The 21,262-nt window shown below is 59.5% G+C and carries 18 protein-coding genes, 1 tRNA gene and 1 riboswitch; of the genes, 8 read left to right on the forward strand and 11 right to left on the reverse strand.

Annotated features, from left to right (window positions below):
- Positions 1–158: 158 nt before the first annotated feature.
- The 3 genes from BR71_RS06830 to BR71_RS06840 form a co-directional block, all read right to left on the reverse strand.
- Positions 159–1,376 carry an MFS transporter gene (locus BR71_RS06830; RefSeq protein WP_052370407.1) on the reverse strand — a complete coding sequence of 406 codons (1,218 nt, stop codon included), beginning with the start codon at positions 1,374–1,376 and terminating at the stop codon, positions 159–161.
- Positions 1,377–1,583: 207 nt separating this feature from the next.
- Positions 1,584–2,705, reverse strand: coding sequence for an alpha/beta hydrolase (locus BR71_RS06835; RefSeq protein ID WP_043634654.1), 1,122 nt, complete (start codon positions 2,703–2,705; stop codon positions 1,584–1,586).
- Between the two features lie 68 nt (positions 2,706–2,773).
- Complete coding sequence (locus tag BR71_RS06840) at positions 2,774–3,823, reverse strand: NAD(P)-dependent alcohol dehydrogenase (RefSeq protein WP_043634657.1); 1,050 nt, start codon at positions 3,821–3,823, stop codon at positions 2,774–2,776.
- A gap of 291 nt (positions 3,824–4,114) precedes the next feature.
- Between BR71_RS06840 and BR71_RS06845 the strand changes: the two genes are divergently transcribed.
- Positions 4,115–4,999 (forward strand): AraC family transcriptional regulator, encoded by an 885-nt coding sequence (locus BR71_RS06845; RefSeq protein WP_208854847.1) that lies wholly within the window; start codon positions 4,115–4,117, stop codon positions 4,997–4,999.
- 243 nt (positions 5,000–5,242) lie between these two features.
- Here BR71_RS06845 and BR71_RS24075 read toward each other — a convergent pair whose 3' ends face one another.
- Both BR71_RS24075 and BR71_RS06850 read right to left on the reverse strand, forming a co-directional pair.
- Positions 5,243–5,413 (reverse strand): TniQ family protein, encoded by a 171-nt coding sequence (locus BR71_RS24075; RefSeq protein ID WP_156038866.1) that lies wholly within the window; start codon positions 5,411–5,413, stop codon positions 5,243–5,245.
- A gap of 3 nt (positions 5,414–5,416) precedes the next feature.
- Entirely contained in the window at positions 5,417–6,301 is an 885-nt protein-coding gene (locus BR71_RS06850; protein WP_043634665.1) for a TniB family NTP-binding protein, read from the reverse strand.
- A gap of 361 nt (positions 6,302–6,662) precedes the next feature.
- On the opposite strand from BR71_RS06850, the gene BR71_RS24975 reads away from it, so the two are divergent.
- A complete protein-coding gene (locus tag BR71_RS24975) occupies positions 6,663–6,785 on the forward strand; it encodes a hypothetical protein (protein ID WP_279625729.1) in 123 nt (40 codons plus the stop codon).
- A gap of 36 nt (positions 6,786–6,821) precedes the next feature.
- Positions 6,822–7,769: a site-specific integrase gene (locus tag BR71_RS06855; RefSeq protein WP_043634668.1), complete on the forward strand. Its 948-nt coding sequence runs from the start codon at positions 6,822–6,824 to the stop codon at positions 7,767–7,769.
- Here BR71_RS06855 and tnpC read toward each other — a convergent pair.
- Entirely contained in the window at positions 7,766–8,125 is a 360-nt protein-coding gene (gene tnpC, locus BR71_RS06860; RefSeq protein ID WP_043634675.1) for a Tn3 family transposase post-transcriptional regulator TnpC, read from the reverse strand. The genes BR71_RS06855 and tnpC overlap by 4 nt on opposite strands.
- 2 nt (positions 8,126–8,127) lie before the next feature.
- Positions 8,128–11,148, reverse strand: coding sequence for a Tn3 family transposase (locus BR71_RS06865; RefSeq protein WP_043634677.1), 3,021 nt, complete (start codon positions 11,146–11,148; stop codon positions 8,128–8,130).
- A gap of 100 nt (positions 11,149–11,248) precedes the next feature.
- Between BR71_RS06865 and BR71_RS06870 the strand changes: the two genes are divergently transcribed.
- On the forward strand, positions 11,249–11,719 hold the full coding sequence (locus BR71_RS06870) for an MFS transporter (protein WP_052370392.1): 471 nt from the start codon (positions 11,249–11,251) through the stop codon (positions 11,717–11,719).
- A 214-nt stretch (positions 11,720–11,933) separates the two neighbouring features.
- Here the strand turns inward: BR71_RS06870 and hrpA are convergent, their stop codons facing one another.
- Together hrpA and BR71_RS06880 are read right to left on the reverse strand one after the other, a co-directional pair.
- On the reverse strand, positions 11,934–15,869 hold the full coding sequence (gene hrpA, locus BR71_RS06875) for an ATP-dependent RNA helicase HrpA (RefSeq protein WP_043634679.1): 3,936 nt from the start codon (positions 15,867–15,869) through the stop codon (positions 11,934–11,936).
- Positions 15,870–15,954: 85 nt separating this feature from the next.
- Positions 15,955–16,320 carry a YfeK family protein gene (locus BR71_RS06880; protein WP_085951891.1) on the reverse strand — a complete coding sequence of 122 codons (366 nt, stop codon included), beginning with the start codon at positions 16,318–16,320 and terminating at the stop codon, positions 15,955–15,957.
- An 83-nt stretch (positions 16,321–16,403) separates the two neighbouring features.
- Positions 16,404–16,566, forward strand: a riboswitch (FMN riboswitch).
- 93 nt (positions 16,567–16,659) lie between these two features.
- Here BR71_RS06880 and BR71_RS06885 point away from each other — a divergent pair.
- Together BR71_RS06885 and BR71_RS06890 are read left to right on the forward strand one after the other, a co-directional pair.
- A complete protein-coding gene (locus tag BR71_RS06885) occupies positions 16,660–17,397 on the forward strand; it encodes a class I SAM-dependent methyltransferase (protein ID WP_043634682.1) in 738 nt (245 codons plus the stop codon).
- Between the two features lie 95 nt (positions 17,398–17,492).
- Positions 17,493–18,248 (forward strand): N-formylglutamate amidohydrolase, encoded by a 756-nt coding sequence (locus tag BR71_RS06890; RefSeq protein ID WP_156038870.1) that lies wholly within the window; start codon positions 17,493–17,495, stop codon positions 18,246–18,248.
- A 12-nt stretch (positions 18,249–18,260) separates the two neighbouring features.
- Here the strand turns inward: BR71_RS06890 and BR71_RS06895 are convergent, their stop codons facing one another.
- Together BR71_RS06895 and BR71_RS06900 are read right to left on the reverse strand one after the other, a co-directional pair.
- Complete coding sequence (locus tag BR71_RS06895) at positions 18,261–18,926, reverse strand: epoxyqueuosine reductase QueH (RefSeq protein WP_043634861.1); 666 nt, start codon at positions 18,924–18,926, stop codon at positions 18,261–18,263.
- A gap of 139 nt (positions 18,927–19,065) precedes the next feature.
- Positions 19,066–20,349 (reverse strand): SpoIIE family protein phosphatase, encoded by a 1,284-nt coding sequence (locus BR71_RS06900; RefSeq protein WP_043634685.1) that lies wholly within the window; start codon positions 20,347–20,349, stop codon positions 19,066–19,068.
- A gap of 200 nt (positions 20,350–20,549) precedes the next feature.
- On the opposite strand from BR71_RS06900, the gene BR71_RS06905 reads away from it, so the two are divergent.
- Complete coding sequence (locus BR71_RS06905) at positions 20,550–21,089, forward strand: hypothetical protein (protein WP_156038871.1); 540 nt, start codon at positions 20,550–20,552, stop codon at positions 21,087–21,089.
- Positions 21,090–21,134: 45 nt separating this feature from the next.
- Positions 21,135–21,210, forward strand: a tRNA-Thr gene (locus BR71_RS06910).
- Positions 21,211–21,262 lie beyond the last annotated feature (52 nt).

The raw sequence follows: 21,262 nt of genomic DNA on the forward strand, positions 1-21,262 counted from the left end.
GGTGCGGCAAAGGGCGCCGCTGGACTGGCCGCGTGGGCGGCATGGCCTGCCGCTGCCAAGAAAGGCGGCAGTCCGCAGCGCAAAGCGGAGTGTTTGGGCTCCGTGCCGGCATCAAAGGTTTCGCTGTCACTGGATTATCCTTGTAGTACGGGCATAGATCAGGCGCTTTGCCGATCTTGCGCGCGCGAAGTCTGAAAAGTCAGGAAGGCGCCGGTCAGCAACACCACAGCACTCGCGATGAAGGTACTTTGATAGCCACTGGTATCGAACAGCACCCCGCCAACGATTGAGCCCAGGGCGATGGCAAACTGGATGACGGCCACCATCAAGCCACCACCCGCCTCGGCATCGTGCGGCATAGCCTGTGCGATCCAGCTCCACCATCCCACAGGCGTCGCCGTCGCCATCAGTCCCCATAGTCCCAGCAGCACGGCGACCGGGACAACCCAGGCGCCAAGCGGAACCAATGCCACGGCGATCACCGACATGAGAACGGGGGTGGTAATGAGCGGAGCGTACAAGCCGCGCTTAAGAAGCGAACCGATGATCACTGTGCCAATGAAACCCGCGGCACCGATCATTAGCAGCAGGAGTGACAGAGTAGACACGCTGACGTGCGTCACCGTTTCTAGGAAGGGACGCAGATAGGTGAAAAGCACGAACTGGCCCATGAAGAAGGCACCGCATCCGGCCATCCCGTAGGCGACGGTGCGCCTCCTGAGCACCTTGAACAAGTTGCCGGAGCTTGGTGAGCGTGCTTCTGTCTTCATGGGGGGCAACGTAATCCATTGCCAGGTTAGGGCGATCAGGGCTACGGGCACTAGGGCGAAGAAGGCGCTGCGCCATCCGATGGCGGCGCCCAGGTAGCTCCCCAGCGGCACGGCAATCACTGTCGCCAGGGCATTGCCACCATTGAAGATCGCCAGTGCCTTGGGCACCTGGCTAGCTGGCACCAGGCGCATCGCCATGGCAGCGGACATCGACCAGAAGCCGCCGATCACTACGCCGATGAGCGCACGGCCGGTCATGTAGGTCAGGTAGTTCGGCGCCAGCGCGACAATTGCACCAGAGATGCCCATCAGGACGGTCAGGACCAGCAACAGCTTCTTGCGATCCATGGTGCCGGCCAGCGTCGAGATCGACAGGCTGGTCAGCACCGCTAATGCGCCGGAGATCGCAATGCCTTGGCCAGCCATCCCTTCGGTGATCTGCAGGTCGCCGGCGATTGGCGTTAGCAGGCTGACGGGCATGAATTCGGAGGCCACGAGTGAGAACACACACAGCGACATGGCGAAGACGCCGCTCCAGTATGCGGGCCGATCACCAGTTTCGGTTGCATTCTTCTCCACAGGGGTATCAGAGGTGTTGGGTGTCATGAAGTTCTTCGTTATGTCCGATGCGCATAGGTATTCGCCCCGCGCGCCCACCTGGACAGGCAGAGAGAAGTAAATACAGTTGCAAATCAACGTGACCGGAGCACGGCCGAATCCTGGCCGGCTTCGGTTCATGCGATGGGTTTGCGCCGTCCAGCGCCGGGCCGGGAACGAATGGCGAGCCGTCCGGCCTGGTGCTACTTCAAGCCGTCATGCGGCGCGTGTCGAGGCCAGGTGTTGCGTGAAGAAGGTCATCATTTTGTCGAACGGGATCACGTCAACGCGGTCGTACAAATCCGTGTGGACGGCGCCCGGAATAATCATGAGCTCCTTCGGTTGCGCCGCAGCCGCATAGGCGGTTTCGCTGAAGTAGCGTGAGTGAGCCTTTTCGCCATGAATAAACAGGATCGGGCACGGGGAGATTTCCGCGATGTAGGTCAGGATCGGCATGTTCATGAATGACAGCGGCGTGGTCTGTGTCCAAGAGTTGCCTGAGTTGACCGCGCGCGCATGGTACCCGCGCGGCGTCCTGTAATAGTCGTGGTAGTCGACCAAGAACTGCGCTTCGCCACCCTTCAGTTCGTTGTAGGGCGGTTGGTAGGCTGGGGTCCCCTTTTTCGTATCCTGCCAACGCTGCAGGCTCAGCTGCTCCAGCATTTGCCTGCGCTGAGCGAGAGTCACGCTGTCGTTGTAGCCCTTGGACATGACGCGGGTCATGTCGTACATGGTGCAGGCCACAACGGCCTTGATGCGCTTGTCCACCGCCGCGGCATTCAATGCCATGCCGCCCCATCCGCAAATGCCGATGATGCCGATTCGCTCGCGGTTAACGTTTGGTTGCAGGCCAAGAAAATCCACCGCAGCGCTGAAGTCCTCGGTATTGATGTCTGGTGAGGCGACATTGCGCGGTTCGCCACTGCTTTCCCCGGTATAGGACGGATCGAAAGCCAGCGTGACAAATCCGCGTTCCGCCATGGTTTGCGCATAAAGTCCCGACGACTGCTCCTTCACAGCGCCAAAAGGACCGCCAACTGCAATTGCCGCAAGTTTGCCGCTGGTATTTTTCGGCCGGTACAAGTCTGCCGCCAGGGTGATACCGTAGCGATTTTTGAGGCTGACCTTCTGGTGGTCGACCTTATTGCTTTTGGCAAAGGTCTTATCCCATTTATCGCTGAGTGGAATTTGTGACTGCGCGAACGCTTGATCCGCAGCAGCCATCCCAATGCTCAAGGCGGCGATCCCCGTGCCCGTTATTTTCAGCATGTTGCGGCGCCCCACATCGGGCTCATCTTGATGCGCAATTACGTTTCTAGTTTCAATGTGCTTGTCCATAGTGATTTTTCCAATTTGGTTAGATACTGAGTTTTTCATCGCTGGCTTCTCCGTAAAGGGACCCTTGCTCAGGCGGCGAGGGTGGCGTTGTCAATCACGAAGCGGTACTTGACATCGCCTTTCAGCAATCGCTCGTAGGCACTGTTAATTTCATCGGCACGGATCAGTTCGATGTCGGAGACGATGGCGTGCTCGGCGCAGAAATCGAGCATTTCCTGTGTTTCCGGGATGCCACCGATCATCGAGCCGGCAAGCGAGCGGCGCTTGAAAATCAGGTTGAAAACTTCTGGCGAAGGGTGTGGCGTGGCTGGTGCTCCAACCAGCGTCAGCGTGCCGTCTCGCTTCAACAGCGCGAGGTAGGCATTGAGGTCATGCGATGCCGCTACGGTATCGACGATCAGGTCGAAACTCTTGGCGTGCGCGGCCATCTCGTCGGTATTGCGAGAAACGATAACCTCGTCAGCGCCCAGCGCCTTTGCTGCCTCGCGTTTGGACTCGGAAGTGGTAAATGCCACGACGTGGGCGCCCATCGCATGGGCGAGCTTGACGCCCATGTGGCCTAAGCCACCAATACCGACGATGCCAACCTTCTTGCCCGGCCCCGCTTTCCAGTGGCGAAGCGGGGAATATGTGGTAATGCCAGCGCACAACAGCGGGGCCACGGCGGCGAGCTGTTCTTCTGGATGACGAATGCGCAGCACGTAGCGTTCGTGTACAACGATCTTTTGCGAATAGCCACCCATTGTCCAACCAGGTTCATCCGGCGTCGGGAAGTTGTAAGTACCGACCATGCTGTCGCAATAGTTTTCTTGGCCGGATTCGCACTCATCGCAGTGTTTACAGCTATCGACGATGCAGCCAATGCCGACGAGATCGCCTAACTTGAAACCCGTTACGTGTGGGCCGATAGCAGATACGCGACCAACGATTTCATGACCGGGAACGCACGGAAATTGCGTGCCAGCCCATTCGGCCCGAACCTGATGCAAATCCGAATGGCAGATGCCGCAGTAGGCAATGTCAATCTGGACATCGTGAGCCTCCGTTTCGCGACGGGCAATCTGCAAGGGCTCGAGAGGCTTGTCGCCTGCATAGGCGCCATAGGCATTTACTTTCACGGAGTACTCCTTCAACCGTTATTGGAAATGAGCGTGCGGATTTGGGCTTCGGTAATGTCGCCAATCCAAAGGTCTTCACCTGCTTGCTCCCAGTGAACGTATTTTTCACCCTCCACTCAGATTTTCGATAGCAAGATCCTGCCTGTTTCTTGCCTGATCCTCCGTCGCTACGGAGCGCCACGCGACACTCTGGGGGCATGCGGCGTATCATTGATCCGTGGAAAATTTTGGGAGATGCCAGTGTCTGTTCGAGACCAACTTGAGCGACACCCTGACCGGTCGCTAAGCGCCATGCACGCAGGTTTGGCCGATATCATCGGAAGAAGGATTACAGGAGAAGGCGACTGCTCGACCTCGATCGAGAATCTCCTGTTTTTTCGGCGTGAGGAGCCTACCGAGCCCTGCGCATGCATGGTCGAACCAAGCATCGTTTTTGTCGTCCAGGGCTCTAAGCAACTACTGATTGGCGACCAATCGTTTGCCTACGACACCAAGCGTTTCTTGCTCAACTCGCTCGACGTTCCAGCCAGCTCACAGGTTCTCGACGCGAGCCCGGACCGGCCTTGTCTGGGCTTGGTGCTCAAGCTGGATTTGCGAGTTATGGCAGAGATCATTGCGCAAAGTGGCCTGGCACCACCACGCGATCGCGCTAACGAGGGAAGCACGGCTCTTGGCACGATGACGCCAGTGCTGCTGGAACCATTTGGTCGCCTGCTGGCTTTGCTTGATGAGCCAGGTGCGATTGCGGTGCTCGCGCCACTCATCGAACGGGAGATCCACTTCCGCTTGCTGACGAGCGACTTGGCTGCGCGCCTTTGGCAGATTGCATCGGTGGGCAGCCAGAGTCACCGAATCGCCAGGGCCATCCAGTGGCTGAGAGCAAATTATGCCCAGCCGCTGAGCATCGACGAACTCGCGACCCATGCACAAATGAGCGTATCGACCCTGCATCACCACTTCCGCTTGCTCACTGCAATGAGTCCCTTGCAGTACCAGAAATGGCTGCGCTTGAACGAAGCTAGGCGCTTGATGCTGAACGAGCGCCTCGACGCCGCTAGCGCGGCGTTCCACGTTGGCTACGAGAGCCCCTCACAATTCAGCCGTGAATACAGTCGTCTCTTTGGAGTGCCGCCCAAACGAGACATTGATGGATTGCGAGATAGGGCTATGAAGTAATAACCTTCACAGCAGGGCAAGTCTAGTGCAACTTTCTGGCCATGTTCGATGCAACTTGGTGATCTGAGGTGAAAGTTTTTGCACTCAACATAAACCGTCAGGGATTTGGTGCCATGCCCCTTCCCACCAAAGGCTTCCAACCGTTTCGACCGAGGAGCACTTAGCAAAGATAACTGGCAGTGATTCAACGCCGGGTGGCGGCACTCCCAGCTACAGCATGGCCGGTATGCTGAACCAGCAGTGTCAGAAGCGCGATGGATGGATCACGATCGGTATCGTGGTTCCAGATTGGACATGGTAGCCCAGCAGTTTGTCGTAGAAGGTGTGGAGCATGAAGCCGTTGGCGAATGCCTGTCGTACCATCCAGGAGGAGAGGATCTCTCTTGGTTGCGGCTGAGGGTGCATCGGCAGCATGGTTTACGCATGGGCAGCCTGGCGGGTGCGGTCGCTGGGCGAGACGTAGCCACAGGCATTCAACGTCTCCGCGGTGAGCTGCTCCTCGCCCTGACGCAAGGCGTAAATCGCCGCTTGGTTCAGCAGCATCGACAGCTCGCCGATGGTGCCTTCTGACATGGCGAAGTTTTTGGCGTCCAGCATCGACTCGTGCAGGTTGGACGGCAGCGGCAGCACGCGCTCGAACGACATCAGCAGCTGGCGGAACGCCTTGTCCATCTGCCACTTCGGTAGTATCTCCGGCAGGAAACGGTTCTGTATTTGTGGATCGACACTGACCGCGCGCAACAGATCGCCGATGCCACAGCCGACAATCGAAATCTGCAGCTCGTTACCCAGAAACTTGATCATGTTGAGGAACTGCTGCTGTTTCACCGATGAGCCGGCCAGCACGTTGTGCAGCTCGTCGATGATCAGCACCTTCAGCTGAATGCCGTGTAGCACGCGAATCACTTGGGCACGCTTGGCGTCGGTGGATGAGGTCGGCACGCTTTCGAACAGCGCGTTGAGGATGCCTGAATAAAAGCCGGGCTCACTGGGCGTAGGCGGTGCCTGGACGTAGATCACCGGCGCAATCATGTATTCGGCGCCGAGGTTTTCTTCCGCGGGGTGGCGTCGGGCGAAGTGTTGGATCAGTCGGGTCTTGCCGTTGTTGCTGCCACCGATCAACAGCATATTAGGCATACGTGCCTCGCGGGGGTGATCGACCAGATCCTCCAGCTTGGCTAGGATGTCTTGAGCCCGCGGGTAGCCAATCCAGCGCGGCCGTTTCAGCCAGGTGATGCGGCTGGCCGCATCCAGTTCGACCTGCTCGGCCGTGCTGGGATGGAGATGAGGATATTTACTCATGATGGGGCTCCTTAGCCGACGACGTCCCCCTGACCTCCTCGCCCCCTGACATCGGGCTTCGACTTGCGGCTGCGACGACTGTACACGAGTACGACCAGTCGTTATCCGTCGGCGCCGCCAACATGCCGCTCTCGTCTACGGCGGCTGTTCGGGCCGGAAATCGGCATTTACGCCGCGCTGGCCTGCGTGGTCAGCTATCTGTGCTCGGGTTACACCGGCATATACAGAGTCCAGCGCGTGGGTTACCGCAAACATCGGACGCTCCCGGAAGGCATCCGACTGTCCGAATTGACGGAATTCCGCAAGACCGCGGCTGTGTCGACTCTCCACGATTGATCGATGAACTCACAGGAATAGTCTCATGAGCCAATTTTCCGCTCTGCGCCTCTATTTTCCGCTCGGTGCCAAGGCCAAGCCGACGCGACTCTGGCACCGCTTCGTCGCGCTAAGCATTAAACAGACGACGTTGTTCGGGCCGTTATAATCTGATTGAAATTGCACGCAAAGAAAGGGGTTCGCCGTGGGGAAAATCGACCAGTATCTACAGGCCGCAACGCGGGAAAACACCAAACGCAGTTACCAAGCAGCCATTCGTCACTTTGAAGTCGAATGGGGCGGTTTTCTGCCGGCGACTGCAGACAGCATGGCCCGATACCTAGCCGACTACGCCGACAAGCTCGCGATCAACACACTAAAACAACGCCTGGCCGCCTTGGCTCAATGGCATATAGACCAAGGATTCCCTGACCCTACCAAGGCGCCTGTGGTGCGCAAGGTTTTCAAGGGTATTCAAGCGCTTCACCCCGCCCAGGAACAACAAGCCAAACCGCTCCAGATCGAGCACCTCGTACAGGTAATCGGCTGGATTGACCAAGCAATCGTCCTAGCACGGCAGCAACAAGAGGCCGGGGCGGAATTACGCCACGCACGCGACAAGGCCTTGCTGTTGCTCGGTTTTTGGCGCGGGTTCCGTGGTGACGAACTGATCCGTCTGCAGGTTGAATATATCGAAGCGATGCCGGGACAGGGCATGCGCTGTTTTCTGCCGCAGAGCAAGGGCGATCGACAGATACAAGGGCGCACCTACAAGGTGCCGGCGCTGGTCACACTGTGCCCGGTGACGGCCTATGGCGAATGGATTCACCTAGCCAAACTGACAAAAGGTCCGGTGTTTCGTGGCATCGACCGTTGGGGCAATGTGAGCCCGGAGGGGTTACACATCAACAGCCTGCTCAAGCTGATGCGCAGCCTATTCGGACATGCCGGCCTGGAAACCCCGAAAGCCTTCAGCAGCCATTCGCTGCGACGCGGCTTTGCCGGCTGGGCCAACACCAATGGTTGGGACATCAAGACCCTGATGGAATACGTCGGCTGGAAAGACGTGAAGTCGGCGATGCGGTACATCGATGCCGCGGATCCCTTCGGCCGCCAGCGTATCGAGCGAGACTTACCGACCTCGTCTGATTAATCTTTATGATGGGGGTTCAGGTCAGCCAGCGGCTGGATCTGTTCTGCGGCCTTTAGGAACACCTCGGCTAGTTCACGGAACTCGTTGGTCAAGCCCACGGCTTCTTCCCACAGATCCATCTCGCCGGATGGCTGCGTTAGTGCCGCGCCGTTGATGACGGTGTGCACCATGCCATGTAGTCGTAGCAGGTCATCACGAATGCCACTCACCAGTACCAAGCGTAGACAACAGCGGTCAAGCTGATCGACCAAGGCGAGTAGGCTGGTTGTATCGTACGAGGCGCGCAAGGTTTTCAGTTGACTGGCGTCCACATCGCCATACGGCGTTACAGCAAACGTAGGTTTGGGTAGGTCCATGTTCATTCCCCTTGCACAGGTGCAGCACGGCGCTGCCGACGAATTTCAGCCACCGGCTGTTGAAAGGTATCGTCTTGAATCCAGGGTTCCGGTGCACGCTTGAGTTTAAGATTGAAGTCCCCGAACCGCTTCACGTGCCCGGTCAAGTAGGGGCTCAGGAAGGACACGTCCTCAGCAGAGATATTCCAGCCCTCGCGCTCCAAGACGCGAAGAGTACGCATCATGTCGACCGTGTTCTGAAGAATGAGAGCCGAGGCGATCAGATCGTTGTAGCGTAACCGCTTCTGCTGTTCATCCGGCTCGTTGACGGCGATCACATCTCCGCCAAACGACAGCCATTTGGCGAAGCCGTTGTAAGACTCGATCTTGTTAGTGTTGGCCGTGACCTCCTGTCGCAGTTCGCGACTACCAACCCACTCTAGCAAGAAGCCTGTCCGTACCACATTGCCCAACTGCTGAGCCGCAAAATATAGTCGGTTTTTCCGGCTGTACGATCCGAGTTTGCGCAGCAATGTAGCGGAGGAAATCTTCCCGGAGTAGATCGACAACGCCACCTGCATCAAATCCTGCCAGTGTTTCTCGATCATCGACCAATCGACCGTCTCGTCGAACAGCCGATTGATGTGCTGGTACTTGATGGACTTGTCCGGCCGGTACAGGAGCAGGTTTTTCCAGTTGCGGATTCGCGGCATCAGCTTGATACCCAGCAGATGAGTAAATGCGAACACCGTCGCCGACTGTCCCTGCGTATCGGCGTGCACGGTCTCCGCTTCCACGCTCAACCCGGCCTTGAGCAGCCCCTCGATGACGTAAATGGCTTCCCACACACCAGGTGGAATGAAGTGCCGGAACACCGCGATGTAGTTGTTGGCGACATGCCGGTAGGCAACGGCACCCATTTTACGGTAGCGAAAGTGGTAGCCGGCCAGTAGGTTGTCGTCGTAGAAGTCGTATTGCGAACCATCGGCCGCCACCGTTTTGCCATCGCCCCATAGCTTGGGCAGATCCAGCCGCAGATACACCTCGTTCAGTTCTCGCAGAGCCGTCTCCAGATTCTCCAACGACAGATGGCGCCGGTTGACGAACGAGAGCATGTGGGCCGACACGTTATTGTTGGCCAAGTGACGGGCCGCCTGCGACGGACCGAGATTGCAGCCCATCGCGAAGATTGTCATCAGATAGCGCTCAGCTGCCTGCTTCAACTTGGCCTCGTTGCCCGATAGTGGACCGAAATGGCGGGTGAAGTGCATCCAATGCTCGATGTTGGCGAGCACGTCCAGGATGTGCCGGGTCGGCATGCGTTGCGTGAGGGTGTTTTGCAGAGAGATAGCGGAAGGTGGAATCTCGCGTGGGGAGGCCTTACGCAGCACCGGTTCGCCGTTGGCGGTTAGTGCCACATCTCCGCGACACAGCGGGAATTTGTCGTCCAGCTTCTGAGCGGTATCTGTCAGCCATTCGCGCAGTCCTGTCACGAAAGCCTCGGCGGAACTTGGCAAGCCAATTTTTTTACAATAGGCCGGCAGTAGCGGCTCGCATTCCTCCCATGGCAGCAACTGGGTACGGTAATCAACGAACTCCTCCGACCCGGCCACACAAAGGTCACCGGACCGCAGCTCGTCCGCCAAGTAGGAAAACACGCAGATTTCGAGAGTGCGGCGGTTCACACCGATCCCCTGGCCCAGCGTTTGGAGCAGCAGCTTGCGCCATCGATCCGATGCAAAGGATAGATCGACCTCTTCATCGATCCATTCAATTCGGTGCTTATCCTGGTAGGTCTTGATGATGTCGATCGCATCTACCAGCGCGGTGTCTTGGCTGGTCGGTGCGATATCCAGCAGGTCGATCAACCTGAACAGTACGGCGCGATGGCTTTTGAAGTGCTTCCACACTAGCGGAAGGTAGTTGTTGCCACTGGTGGCCTGGACTTGGGCGCAACTGAGGCGTAACTGGTTGATGCCACCGGCGGGAACCAGATATTCGCGTATTTTGCTACCGGCAGTGGCATTGTCGGGTTCTCGTTCAAGGATGGCAAGGACCTGGTCTAGCGTACCGATCAGCCGCTCAGCTTGCCCACGTTGTTTACTCTGGATCTGCTCCAACTCTTCTTTTGCCCGTTTGTGGATGGCGGCCACCCGCCGGAGGAACATTTCTGTGAGCTGATCACGTGCACGCACCTGCATACGATGGATGAGGGCCAGCATCAGGGTGTAACGCTTGGAATCTGCGCATTCGCGCAGCTCAGAGACATCAAAAGCTTGGGCCTGGGCGGCAAAATGGCGGATTTTTGTGTCGGGGACCCCGGCAAATACGCCGTCCATGTTGCCGAGTGACTCAAGCCAGGTCAGATGGTCTACCAACATTTCTAGATGTTTGCGAGTTGATCGTTTAGCCGATTTCTTCAGCTCGTTGTACTCGCTCTGCCGGTGCTGAAGGGCATCGGTCTGGAGAAGGACCGAGAGCGATTCTCGGCATTCAGTCGTTAGCCGACTAAAAACTGTACTGTAAATCCTACCTTGAACTTCGGCATGGGCTCGCTCGGCCAGTTCATCCAGCGTTCGAAACGCAGGTAGCTCGAAACGCTGTTCGACAAGCTCGTCTATGACGACGTTGATAATATCGACACGCTGATCCAGAAGTTCAGCGGTGACATAGGCGGTCTCCTTCGCGGCCGCTGCAGCCGCTCGGCCATACGCTGGCGTGACTTGCAGATACTCACGCACTGCCGTCATGTGGCGGTAGAGGGTGTTCTTGATGGCGTAGTCGAGTTGAACCCGATCAGAATAACCAAAGAAAGCCCGGATATGATCGACGATTGAAGAGGGGATATCGTCAAGTGGCGGGAAATAGCGTAGCTGCTGGAAGCATTTCAAGAGAACTGCGAGACCAAGCCGCAGAGTAGCTGAAGAAGATTTGGTCTTGACCCATTCAAGCTCGTCTTCCTGAAGGGAAAAATACTGCTTCAGTTCCTTGGGGCCATAGGAGCGGGCGAATACAGGGTACGCGGTACGTTCTATCGATGCCATACGACCTCCATAGCGATTCACGCATAGAGGCTAGCACAATAGCGCTACGTCATGAATGGGGTGATAGGTTATGCAATATCAACCAGTTGAGTGTGCGGATGTGGAAAATTCGGCTTCATCCCGGCTATACCCCATTGTCGCGCTGAGCGTGGGGTGCATTGTGGCCGGCCTGGCGGCGGACCGTTTTGGCGGCGGGCCGGTGTTTACCGTGGGCAGCCTGCTGTTGGGCGTTAGCAGCTGGTGTTTCTATCAGACCATGGGGCAGGACGCGAGCTGGCTGCGCCCGCTGTACACGCTGACCGGCTTTGCCGCCGGCATCGTCGGCGCGGTGCCTTATCTGATGGTGCGCGCCTTCCCCGCGCCCATCCGCTTTAGCGGCCTGTCTTTTTCCTACAATGTGGCCTACGCGGTGGTGGGCGGCTTCACGCCGGTGCTGCTGTCGGTGTGGATGGAGGCGAGTTCGCTGGCGCTGGCCGGCTATCTGATGATTTTCTGCCTGCTTGGCCTGGCGATGGGCCTGTTTTTGCTGGCCTGGGGCGATAAGCCGGGCTTATCCCATCCGGTGCATTGAAGCGCGCATGGAAAAACGGCGGCGTCCTTATCGACGCCGCCGTTTTGTCGTGCGAGTTCGGGTTCTGGGGCTCAGAGTCTGTTCAAAGTCTCGCAAGCAAGGACGAGACAAGGCGAAAACGGCTGAGAAAGCGGAATGCACATACGGTACATGAGCATTTCGAAGCCGCTTTCAACGCCGTATCGCCGAAGCGCAGCAGACCTTGAACAAGTTCTTAGCGCGGCAGCTCGCTCCACAGCTTCAACAGCCGTTTGGCGGATACCGGGTAGGGCGTTTTCAACTCCTGGGCGAACAGGCTGACGCGCAGTTCTTCGATCTGCCAGCGGAAATCGAGCAGGGCCTGAGACGCGCCTTCCGCCTCGTTGTCCTCTGCCACCCGAGTTTCCCATTTCTGCCATAGATCGCGTATTTCCGCGCCGCGCTGGCCGTCGCGCTGCGGGTTGGCCGGCTGCTTGTCCATGCGCAGGCCCATCGCGCGCATATAGCGCGGCAAATGGGGCAGCTGGCTCCACGGCGTGGCGGCCATGAAACCCTTGTAAACCAGCTTGGCCAATTGCTGCTGCAACTCGTAACCCAGCTTGTGTTTCTGCATCTTGACGCTGAGGGGGCCGTATTCCGCGGCCACTTGACCCAGGTACTGGGTCACCGCCTGAATGACAGCCGGCAAGCGAGTGCGGGCGCGGGTTTTCTGGTCGTTGAAGGCTTTCTCGTTGCGCGGTAGCGCGTCGTCGCCAATGAAAGCGCGGTCGCAGATGCAGGCGATGGCGTCGGCCAATAATTCGTCGACATTGGCCACTGCGCGCAGCTGCAGGCCCAGTTGGGTCATGCCGGGCAGGCCCTTGGACAGCTGCTTCATTTGTTCCTTCAACTGCAGCTGCAGCAGGCGGATCACGCCCTGGCGGTGATGGCGCTCGGCTACCAGCTGAGTGTCGAACAGGCGAATCGCCACCTTATCTTGTTCCAGCGTCAAGGCCGGATAGCCGGTCAACTGCTGGCGGCCGCGGGCAAACTGTATGCTTTCCGGCAGTTCGCCGAAGTCCCAGCTGCTGACCTCGTCGCGCTCGAATTCCGCGCTCGTATCGCGGAAAGTCAGTTGGGCGGCCTGGCCGAACTGCTTTTGCAGCGCCAGCAGATCGCGTCCCAGTCCAATTTCCTGCTTGCCGTCGTCGATGACGCGGAAGTTGAACAGCAGATGAGCCGGCAGCTCCTGGGCGCGGAAATCGTCGATGTCCACCTTGACGCCGCCGGTCTCGCGCAGGATGAAGCGCGCCAGCTGCGGCGCGATAGGCTGTTGTGGGTCCGGGTTGCCGCTAAGGAAACGGGTGACGAAGTCCGGCACCGGCACGCAGCAACGGCGGATTTGCTTGGGCAGGCCCTTGATCAGCTGTTGCAGCTTTTCGCGCACCATGCCGGGCACCAGCCATTCGAAAGCCGCCGGTTGCAAGCGGTTGAGGATGGCCAGAGGCACGTCCAGGGTGACGCCGTCCAGCGGGTGATTGGGTTCGAAGCGGTAACGCAGCTTGAGGCGGCCGTCTTCCAGCTCCAGCCATTCCGGAAACTGGTTTTCGGTGACATGCTGCGCGGCGTGGCGCATCAGTTCTTCGCGCGTCAGATGCAAGAGCTTGGCGTCGGTCTTTTCCGCTTCCTTGCGCCAGGCTTCGAAGCTGGCCGCGTCCACCACCTCCGCCGGGATCCGCTCGCTGTAAAAAGCGAACAGCGCTTCCTCGTCCACTAGCACGTCCTGGCGGCGGGCCTTGTGTTCCAGCTGCTCCACTTCGCGGATCAGTTGCTGATTGCGTTGGAAGAAGGGCGCGTTGCTGACGTATTCCATGTTCACCAGCGCGCCGCGGATGAACAGCTCGCGCGCTTCTACCGGCGCGATGCGGCCATAGCTCACCGGCCGGCGCGGCACCAGGGTCAGGCCATAGAGAGTGACGCGCTCGCTGGCCACTACTTCGCCGCGGCTCTTTTCCCAGTGCGGATCGAAATAGTGGTATTTGACAAGGTGCGGCGCCAGCTTTTCCACCCACTCAGGCTCGATCTTGGCCACGCAGCGGGCGTAAAGGCGGGTGGTTTCCACCAGTTCCGCCGCCACCAGCCATTTAGGCTTGGCTTTTTTCAGGCCGGAACCGGGAAACACGTGGAAGTTAACGCCGCGAGTGCCTTGGTAGTCGTCGCTTTCCTGGTTTTTCATGCCCAGATTGCCGATCAAGCCGGTTACCAGCGCCTTGTGCAGGTTTTCATAAGCGACGGCATCCAGCTGCTGGCGCTTCTTCTGCGTCATTTGCGCATCCGGCTGTTCGGCGTCGGCGTGGGCCTGCTCGCGTTTGATCAGGCCCAGCTCACTGGCGATGTCAGCCAGCTGCGCGTGCAGTTCCCGCCACTCGCGCAGGCGAAGGTGGGACAGGAAGTGCTCGTGGCAGGTGTTGATCAATAGACGGTTGGATTTCTTGTGCTTGAGCGCGTCGGAGAAGAAATCCCAAAGGTGCAGGAAGGACAGGAAGTCGGACTTCTCGTCGTTGAAACGCGCCTGGGCGCGTTCGGCCGCTTCGCGCGCTTCGAACGGACGCTCGCGCGGGTCCTGCACGCTCAAGGCGGCGGCAATGATCAGTACTTCGCGCACGCAGCCGAAGTCGCGGCCGGCCAGCAGCAGGCGGCCCACCTTGGGGTCCACCGGGATCCGCGCCAGCTCTTTGCCCACGCTAGTCAATTCCCCCCTGTCGTCCACCGCGCCCAGCTCGGTCAGCACTTGGTAGCCGTCGGCGATCAGACGGCTGCTGGGCGCTTCCAGGAAGGGGAAGGCGTCCACCTTGCCCAGCCGCAGCGCGGCCATGCGCAGAATGACCGCGGCCAGGTTGGAGCGGACGATTTCAGGATCGGTGAACGCCGGGCGTTGATTGAAGTCGTCTTCGCTGTACAGGCGTACGCAGATGCCGGCCTCGACACGGCCGCAACGGCCAGCGCGCTGACGTGCCGCCGCCTGGGAAATTTTCTCCACTTGCAGCTGTTCCACCTTGGCGCGTGGGCTGTAGCGGTTGATACGCGCCTGTCCGGTGTCGATCACGTATTTGATGCCGGGCACCGTTAGCGAGGTCTCGGCCACATTGGTGGCCAGCACGATGCGGCGTCCGCCGGACGGCTTGAATATCTTCTGCTGGTCCTCGTTGGACAGCCGCGCGAACAAGGGCAGGATCTCGTAGCCGCGAATGCCGGCCTTGCGCAGCTTTTCCGCGGTTTCGCGGATCTCGCGCTCGCCAGGCAGGAAGACCAGCATATCGCCCGGGCCCTGGCGCGACAGTTCGTCGACGGCGTCGACGATGGCGCCTTCCATTTCCACTTCGCGCTCGTCTTCGTCGCGCTGCGCCAGCGGGCGGTAACGCACTTCCACCGGATAGGTGCGGCCGGAGACTTCAATCACGGGCGCGCCGTCGAAATGGCGGGAGAAGCGGTCGGCGTCGATGGTGGCCGAGGTGACGATCACCTTCAGGTCCGGCCGGCGCGGCAGCAGCTGTTTCAGATAGCCCAGCAGGAAATCGATGTTGAGGCTGCGTTCGTGGGCCTCGTCGATGATGATGGTGTCGTAGGCTTCCAGGTAGCGGTCGGTCTGGGTTTCCGCCAGCATGATGCCGTCGGTCATCAGCTTGATCACGGACTTTTCCGAGAGCTTGTCGGTGAAGCGCACCTTGAAGCCGACGTGTTCGCCCAGCGTGGATTTCAGCTCTTGAGCGATGCGGCTGGCGACTGAGCGCGCGGCCAGACGACGCGGCTGGGTGTGGCCGATCAGTCCGTGCACGCCGCGGCCCAGCTCCAGGCAGATTTTGGGCAGTTGGGTGGTTTTCCCGGAGCCGGTTTCGCCGCAGATGATCACCACCTGGTGGCGCTCGATCGCGGTTTTGATGTCGGCCAGTTTCTGGTTGACCGGCAAGGCGTCGTCGAAGTCGGGCTTGGGCAGGTGGGCGCGGCGCGCGGCCACCTTGGCGGCGGAGCGTTCGATCTGAGCCTGAATGTCGGCCAGTTGCTTGTCCGCAGGCTGGTTTTTCTTCAGTCGCTCGGCGGCGTCGCTCAGTTTGCGGCGCAAAACGTGGCGATCGCGGATCAGGCAGGAGGGCAGGTCGGCCTTGAGTTGGGCCAGCAGCTGGGCAGCAGTCATCGGGAAAAGAACACTGGATTACAGGAAAGCGGCGATTATAACAGCTGCGTGGCGCTGCGGCAGGCCGGGATTCCCGGCCTGCCCTCTATTTCCGCTGACGATAGCGGCTCAGCTCCGCTTTGAGCCAGGCGGCGCTGGCCACCGGCTGCGCCGCGCCGCAACGCACTTGGTAGGCCTTGCCGCTGATGCTGCTCTGCGTGGCGGCACGTTCGATGAAGCTTTCCGTGTTGCTCACCCAGTCTTTTTTCAGCAGATACTGGTATTTGTCGTTCAGATGGTCGCGGGCCTCCTTGGAGCCGTACCAACTGCCATTTCGATTGAACTCGCATCCGGATTTGGCCAGATAGTCCAGCAGGTGATTGATCTCGGTTTGGGCTGCCGGCGCGGGCGCGGCGAAGGCGGTGCCGGCGCTCAGGACAAAAGCCAGCCAGACTGGCGGTTTCAGGGTCATGCCTTGCTCCATCGCAATCAGAATGCGCAGACTATGCGCGATGCGGCCGGGCTTGTCCAACCCTGGCGCCGCCTTTATCCTGTGCCCGTCTTCAGGGCGGGGTGAAACTCCCCACCGGCGGTAAGCCGCGGCGCATGCCGGCGGCGAGCCCGCGAGCGCCGCGCCATCGTTTCCACGATGCGCGGGTCAGCAGATTCGGTGCGAAGCCGAAGCCGACGGTGAAAGTCCGGATGAGAGAAGACGCGCGCCAAGCCGGGAACGGCTGGGCTCGCTTTTGCGCGTCGGCATAGCCGCGCGTCGCCCTGGAGCGCTTCCCTTAAGTCTTTACGGAGCCTCCAAATGCAGCAAAACATTTATGACCATCCGGTCTTTTTCTCCCAATACCAAGCTTTGCGCGACAACGATAGCGGCCTGAACGGCGCCTTGGAACAGCCCGCCTTGCGCGATGCGCTGCCGCCGCTGTCCGGCGCCGACGTGCTGGACCTGGGCTGCGGCTTTGGCGATTTCGCCCGTTGGGCGCGCGCCCAAGGCGCGGCCAGCGTCACCGCGGTGGATTTGTCCGAACGCATGCTGGAGCAGGCGCGAGCGCGCACACGGGATTCCGGCATTCAATACCTGTGCGCCGGCATCGAGGACTTTCAGCCGCCTGCGGGAGCTTATGATCTGGCGGTGTCGTCGCTGGCCTTGCATTACGTGGCGGATTACGCCGCCGTGGCGGCGCGCGTGTTCGCCGCTTTACGGCCCGGCGGTGTGTTCGCGCTGACGGTGGAGCATCCGGTTTGCACGGCGAGCCCGCAAGGTTGGGCGCTGGACGAGGCCGGACGGCAGGCGCATTGGACGCTGGACGCGTATTTTCAGCAGGGCGCGCGTGAAACCCGCTGGTTTGTCGACGGCGTGATCAAGCATCACCGCACGGTGGAAAGCTATGTGGCCGGCTTGTCAGGCGCCGGTTTCCAATTGCTTCATCTGGGCGAGCCCGCGCCGGACGAGGGGGCGATGGCGCGTCAGGACGGTTTGCGCCCGCACGCGCGCCGCCCGGCCCTGTTGCTGCTCACTGCGCGGAAGCCTGTGCTCTAGCGCCGCTATTACGGGCCGGTGCGCAGAACCAAGCAGCGCCGGCCCGGTCCAGCAAAGATCGAGCATGCGGCTCGTATTCACGGGGGAGGGGAGCGGTGAGAGTCAAGCTGGCAGTAGGGGTTCTGGTCCTGGCGCTGTCGATGGCGCCCGCCATCGGCAAATCGCCGCCTGCGCGGGCCATCATCGAACCCGCTCACATTGTAGAGGCCATCCAGTTGCAACAGGAGGCGGACGCCGCCAAGGACAGACCGCCGCAAAACGGCGAGCCTTGGTTTGTAGTGCGGGAAGGCGCTCGTCCCATCATCGTGACCGCGCCGCACGCCACCAGCCCGTTCCGCGAAGGACAATACCGTTTCTCCGATGGCGGAGGCACCGCGGCCTTGGCGGCGATGCTGCATCAACTGGCCGGCGCCACCGCGATCTATACCACCCGCGCCGCGCCGGCCGATCCCAATTACGACGACGACAACGCCTTCAAGCGCAAGCTGGCGGCGTTGATTGCGGATCGACGCCCGCTGCTGGTGCTGGACCTGCACGGCAGCCATCCATACCGGCCTTACGACGTGGACTTCGGTACCTTGAACGGGGCCTCGTTGCTAGGCAAGCCGGAATTGCAACAACGACTGGAGCTAAGCCTGCGGCAACAGGGCGTGCTGAATGTTTCGGACAATTACTTTGCCGCGTCCAAGCACCAGACCATCGCCAAGTTCGCTTCCGGGCTGGGCGTGCCGGCCATCCAACTGGAAATCAGCAGCACCTGGCTCACGCCTTCGGACAGCAACCTGGCTGCGCACCGCTTCGCCCAGCTCTTGCAGGCGCTGGTGCGCTATGCGCGTGAAATTGAGGAATGAGGCAGCGGCGCTTCAAGCCTGGTCGTCTTCATCGCCATAGTATTTGACGCCTAGACGGATGGGCGCGCGGCCGGCTTCGCGGCGCTGGCGGTTGCTGTCGCGCAGGGAATAGGCGCAGCCGCAATACTCCTGTTGGTAGAACTGTTCGCGCTTACTGATTTCTATCATGCGCGCGGAGCCGCCGCCCTTGCGCCAGTTGTATTCCCAATAGATCAGGCCGGGGTAGCGCGCGGCGGCTCTCACGCCGCAGTCGTTGATCTGCTGCATATTCTTCCAGCGCGAAATTCCCAAAGAACTGGTGATCACCGGAAAACCGTGCTCATGCGCGTACAGAGCGGTGCGTTCAAAGCGCATGTCGAAGCACATGGTGCAGCGGATGCCGCGCTCCGGCTCGTTTTCCATGCCCTTGGCGCGCTCGAACCAGTTGTCGCGGTCATAATCCGCATCCACGAAAGGAATGCCGAACTGTTCGGCAAAGCGGATGTTCTCGTTCTTGCGCAGCTCGTACTCTTTCAGCGGGTGGATGTTTGGGTTGTAGAAAAAAATAGTGAAGTCTATGCCGGAAGCCTGCATGGCCTCCATGACCTCGCCGGAGCAGGGCGCGCAGCAGGAGTGCAGCAGCACTTTTTCATGGCCGCCCGGCAAGGGCAGCGGTTGGCGCTCAAATTCCTTGGTCATATAAATGAGAAGCCGTTTATGAAAAAGCGGATTATGTTGCCATAACGCCATCGAATCAAGGCGGGGAGGGACTCTTAGCCTGTTCAAAGCCGCGCGAGCGAGGGAAATGCAAAAAGTGCAAAAGAGGAATGCGCGGGTGCTACAGGCGCATTTTGAGTATGTTTTTAATGCCGCATCGCCGAAACGCGGCAGATTTGAGCTGGTTTTTAGGCATCGTGCCAGCGAGAGCGGTCCTTTGTCTCGTGTCCGGCCTCCCCCTCAGGCTTGCTTGCATGCGCGGGGGAACGAACCACCAACAACGATGCATCGTCCAGCATGGCTTCGTTTTGACGATGCCGCTGCAGCGCTTGCAGTATGGTATTGCCAACCCGGCCCGGCCCGGCCAGCCGGCCTCAGCCGCTTTGATGACCCCGTCCAGACCAAACATTCGGCCATTCTCAGCCTGGGCCTCGGTAATTCCGTCCGAGCAAACGATCAACGCATGCTCCGGACGCAGCACGCTGGTTTCCAACGAACGATCGAACTGCCGCGCCGCCAAAATCCCCAAAGGAGGGTGCTCGGAGCGGAACTGTTTGATCTTGCGGCCCTGCGGATCAAACATCAATGCACAAGGAATGCCGCCGTTCCAGACTTGCAGGCATTGGGAGGCCGCGTCGATCGCAATGATAATGCCGGCCACGAAGCGGCCAAAGGGCAGCAGGCGGTGCAACTTGTCGTTGATTGCTGCCGCAATATCGCCCAGCGCGGCCTGTTCCTGAGCAAGATCGTAAAAGCACTCCACTGCGGGAATGGCGCTGATCGCGGCGGTCAAGCCGTGGCCGGTGCAGTCTGCCAGCATCAAGTATTCTCGTCCGCCGGAACGCGCATAGCAGACCAGATCGCCGTTGAACTGCGAGGCGGGCCGCAAATGGCGCCAGACATGCGAGGGTAGTTCCAATTGCTGCCGGTTCAGGCGCTCAATCAGTTCCAGCGCGTAGCTTTGTTCTCGTTCATTGTCGAGGAAGTAGCGTTCCAGGCGCACGGCGTCCTGGTTGATCTGTCGCTGCATTTGGGCGATGCGCAAGAATACCTGGATCTTGGCCGTTAATAAGTCCGGACTGACCGGTTTGGTCAGGTAGTCGTCGCCGCCGGCTTTGAGCCCCTCTATCAGATCTTTTTGCTGACTCAGGCCCGTCAGGAAAATGATGGGAACCCAGTGTTCGCCGAAGAGTGTCCGCAGCTCCTTCGTGGCTTCCAGTCCGTTCATCACCGGCATGATGATGTCCATCAAAATCAGGTCGTAACCAACTTCCTTGCATATGGAGACGGCCTCCCGGCCATTGCAGGCAAGGTCGCATTGATACCCCAGGTCTTCAACAAAGGTACGGACCATCAGGCTATTGGTGGCGCTATCGTCCACCAACAAAATTTTGGGTTGAGGCATGCTGTTTCCATTGCGTGTCAGGAAAGGGAAAGCGAGCGGAGAAAGCGACGGCAGGGCCAATTACACTGGCATTGCACTGTGGGTATAGCATACGGGGCGCGCCGATGGCGCGCTGCGGCAAGAAAAATCAGTCCGCCTCGTGGGTGAGAGCAGTCCGTTGCGATCAATTTCCGCCTAAACGCGGGAAACACCGTGCTAGTATGCGGGTTTTGGCGGCGCAACGCGCGGCCCGTTTCATTCCAGAGAGCATTAGATCCCTTATCATGAAATTCGCAACGCACACCATTGCGCTGGCCTTAAGCCTGGCGCTGATCAGCCCGGCCAGCCTGGCCGAACCAGAAGACATGCCGCTGCCGGGCGATGTGCAGATGGCCCCGGCGAGCAAGCCTACGCGCAAGGCGGCTCCCGCTAAAACCGTTCAGACGGCCGAACCGGTGCGTTCCAGCCAACAAGCCAAGCCGGCGCGTCAGGCCAAAGGCAAGCCCAAGGCGAAAGCCGGCAAGCACGGCAAGCGCCAAGCCAAGGCTATCAGCGCCAAACAAGCGCGCCACGGCAAGGCGGCAGCCAAGCCAGCGGCAAAATCGACTGTTAAAAAATCGACAATCAAAAAGCCGCGCCACTCAGCCAAAGCCGCAAAGCGCCCTGCGCATAAAGTTTCGGCCAAAAGAACCAGCAAAAACAAAGTGGTTGGCAAGAGCGCCAAAAAGCCGCATAAAAAAGTGCAGAAAAAGACGCGTTAACAGCTTGCCAAAGCCATTGAGGCGCGACATAATACGCCTCTCTTCGCCGGTGTAGCTCAGTTGGTAGAGCACCTGACTTGTAATCAGGGGGTCGCGAGTTCGATTCCTGCCGCCGGCACCAATAAAATCAAGGGCTTATAGGGTTTTCTCTATAAGCCCTTGATGCATTTTAG

Origin of the sequence: Chromobacterium haemolyticum DSM 19808, assembly GCF_000711885.1 — a bacterium.
Taxonomy (GTDB): domain Bacteria; phylum Pseudomonadota; class Gammaproteobacteria; order Burkholderiales; family Chromobacteriaceae; genus Chromobacterium; species Chromobacterium haemolyticum.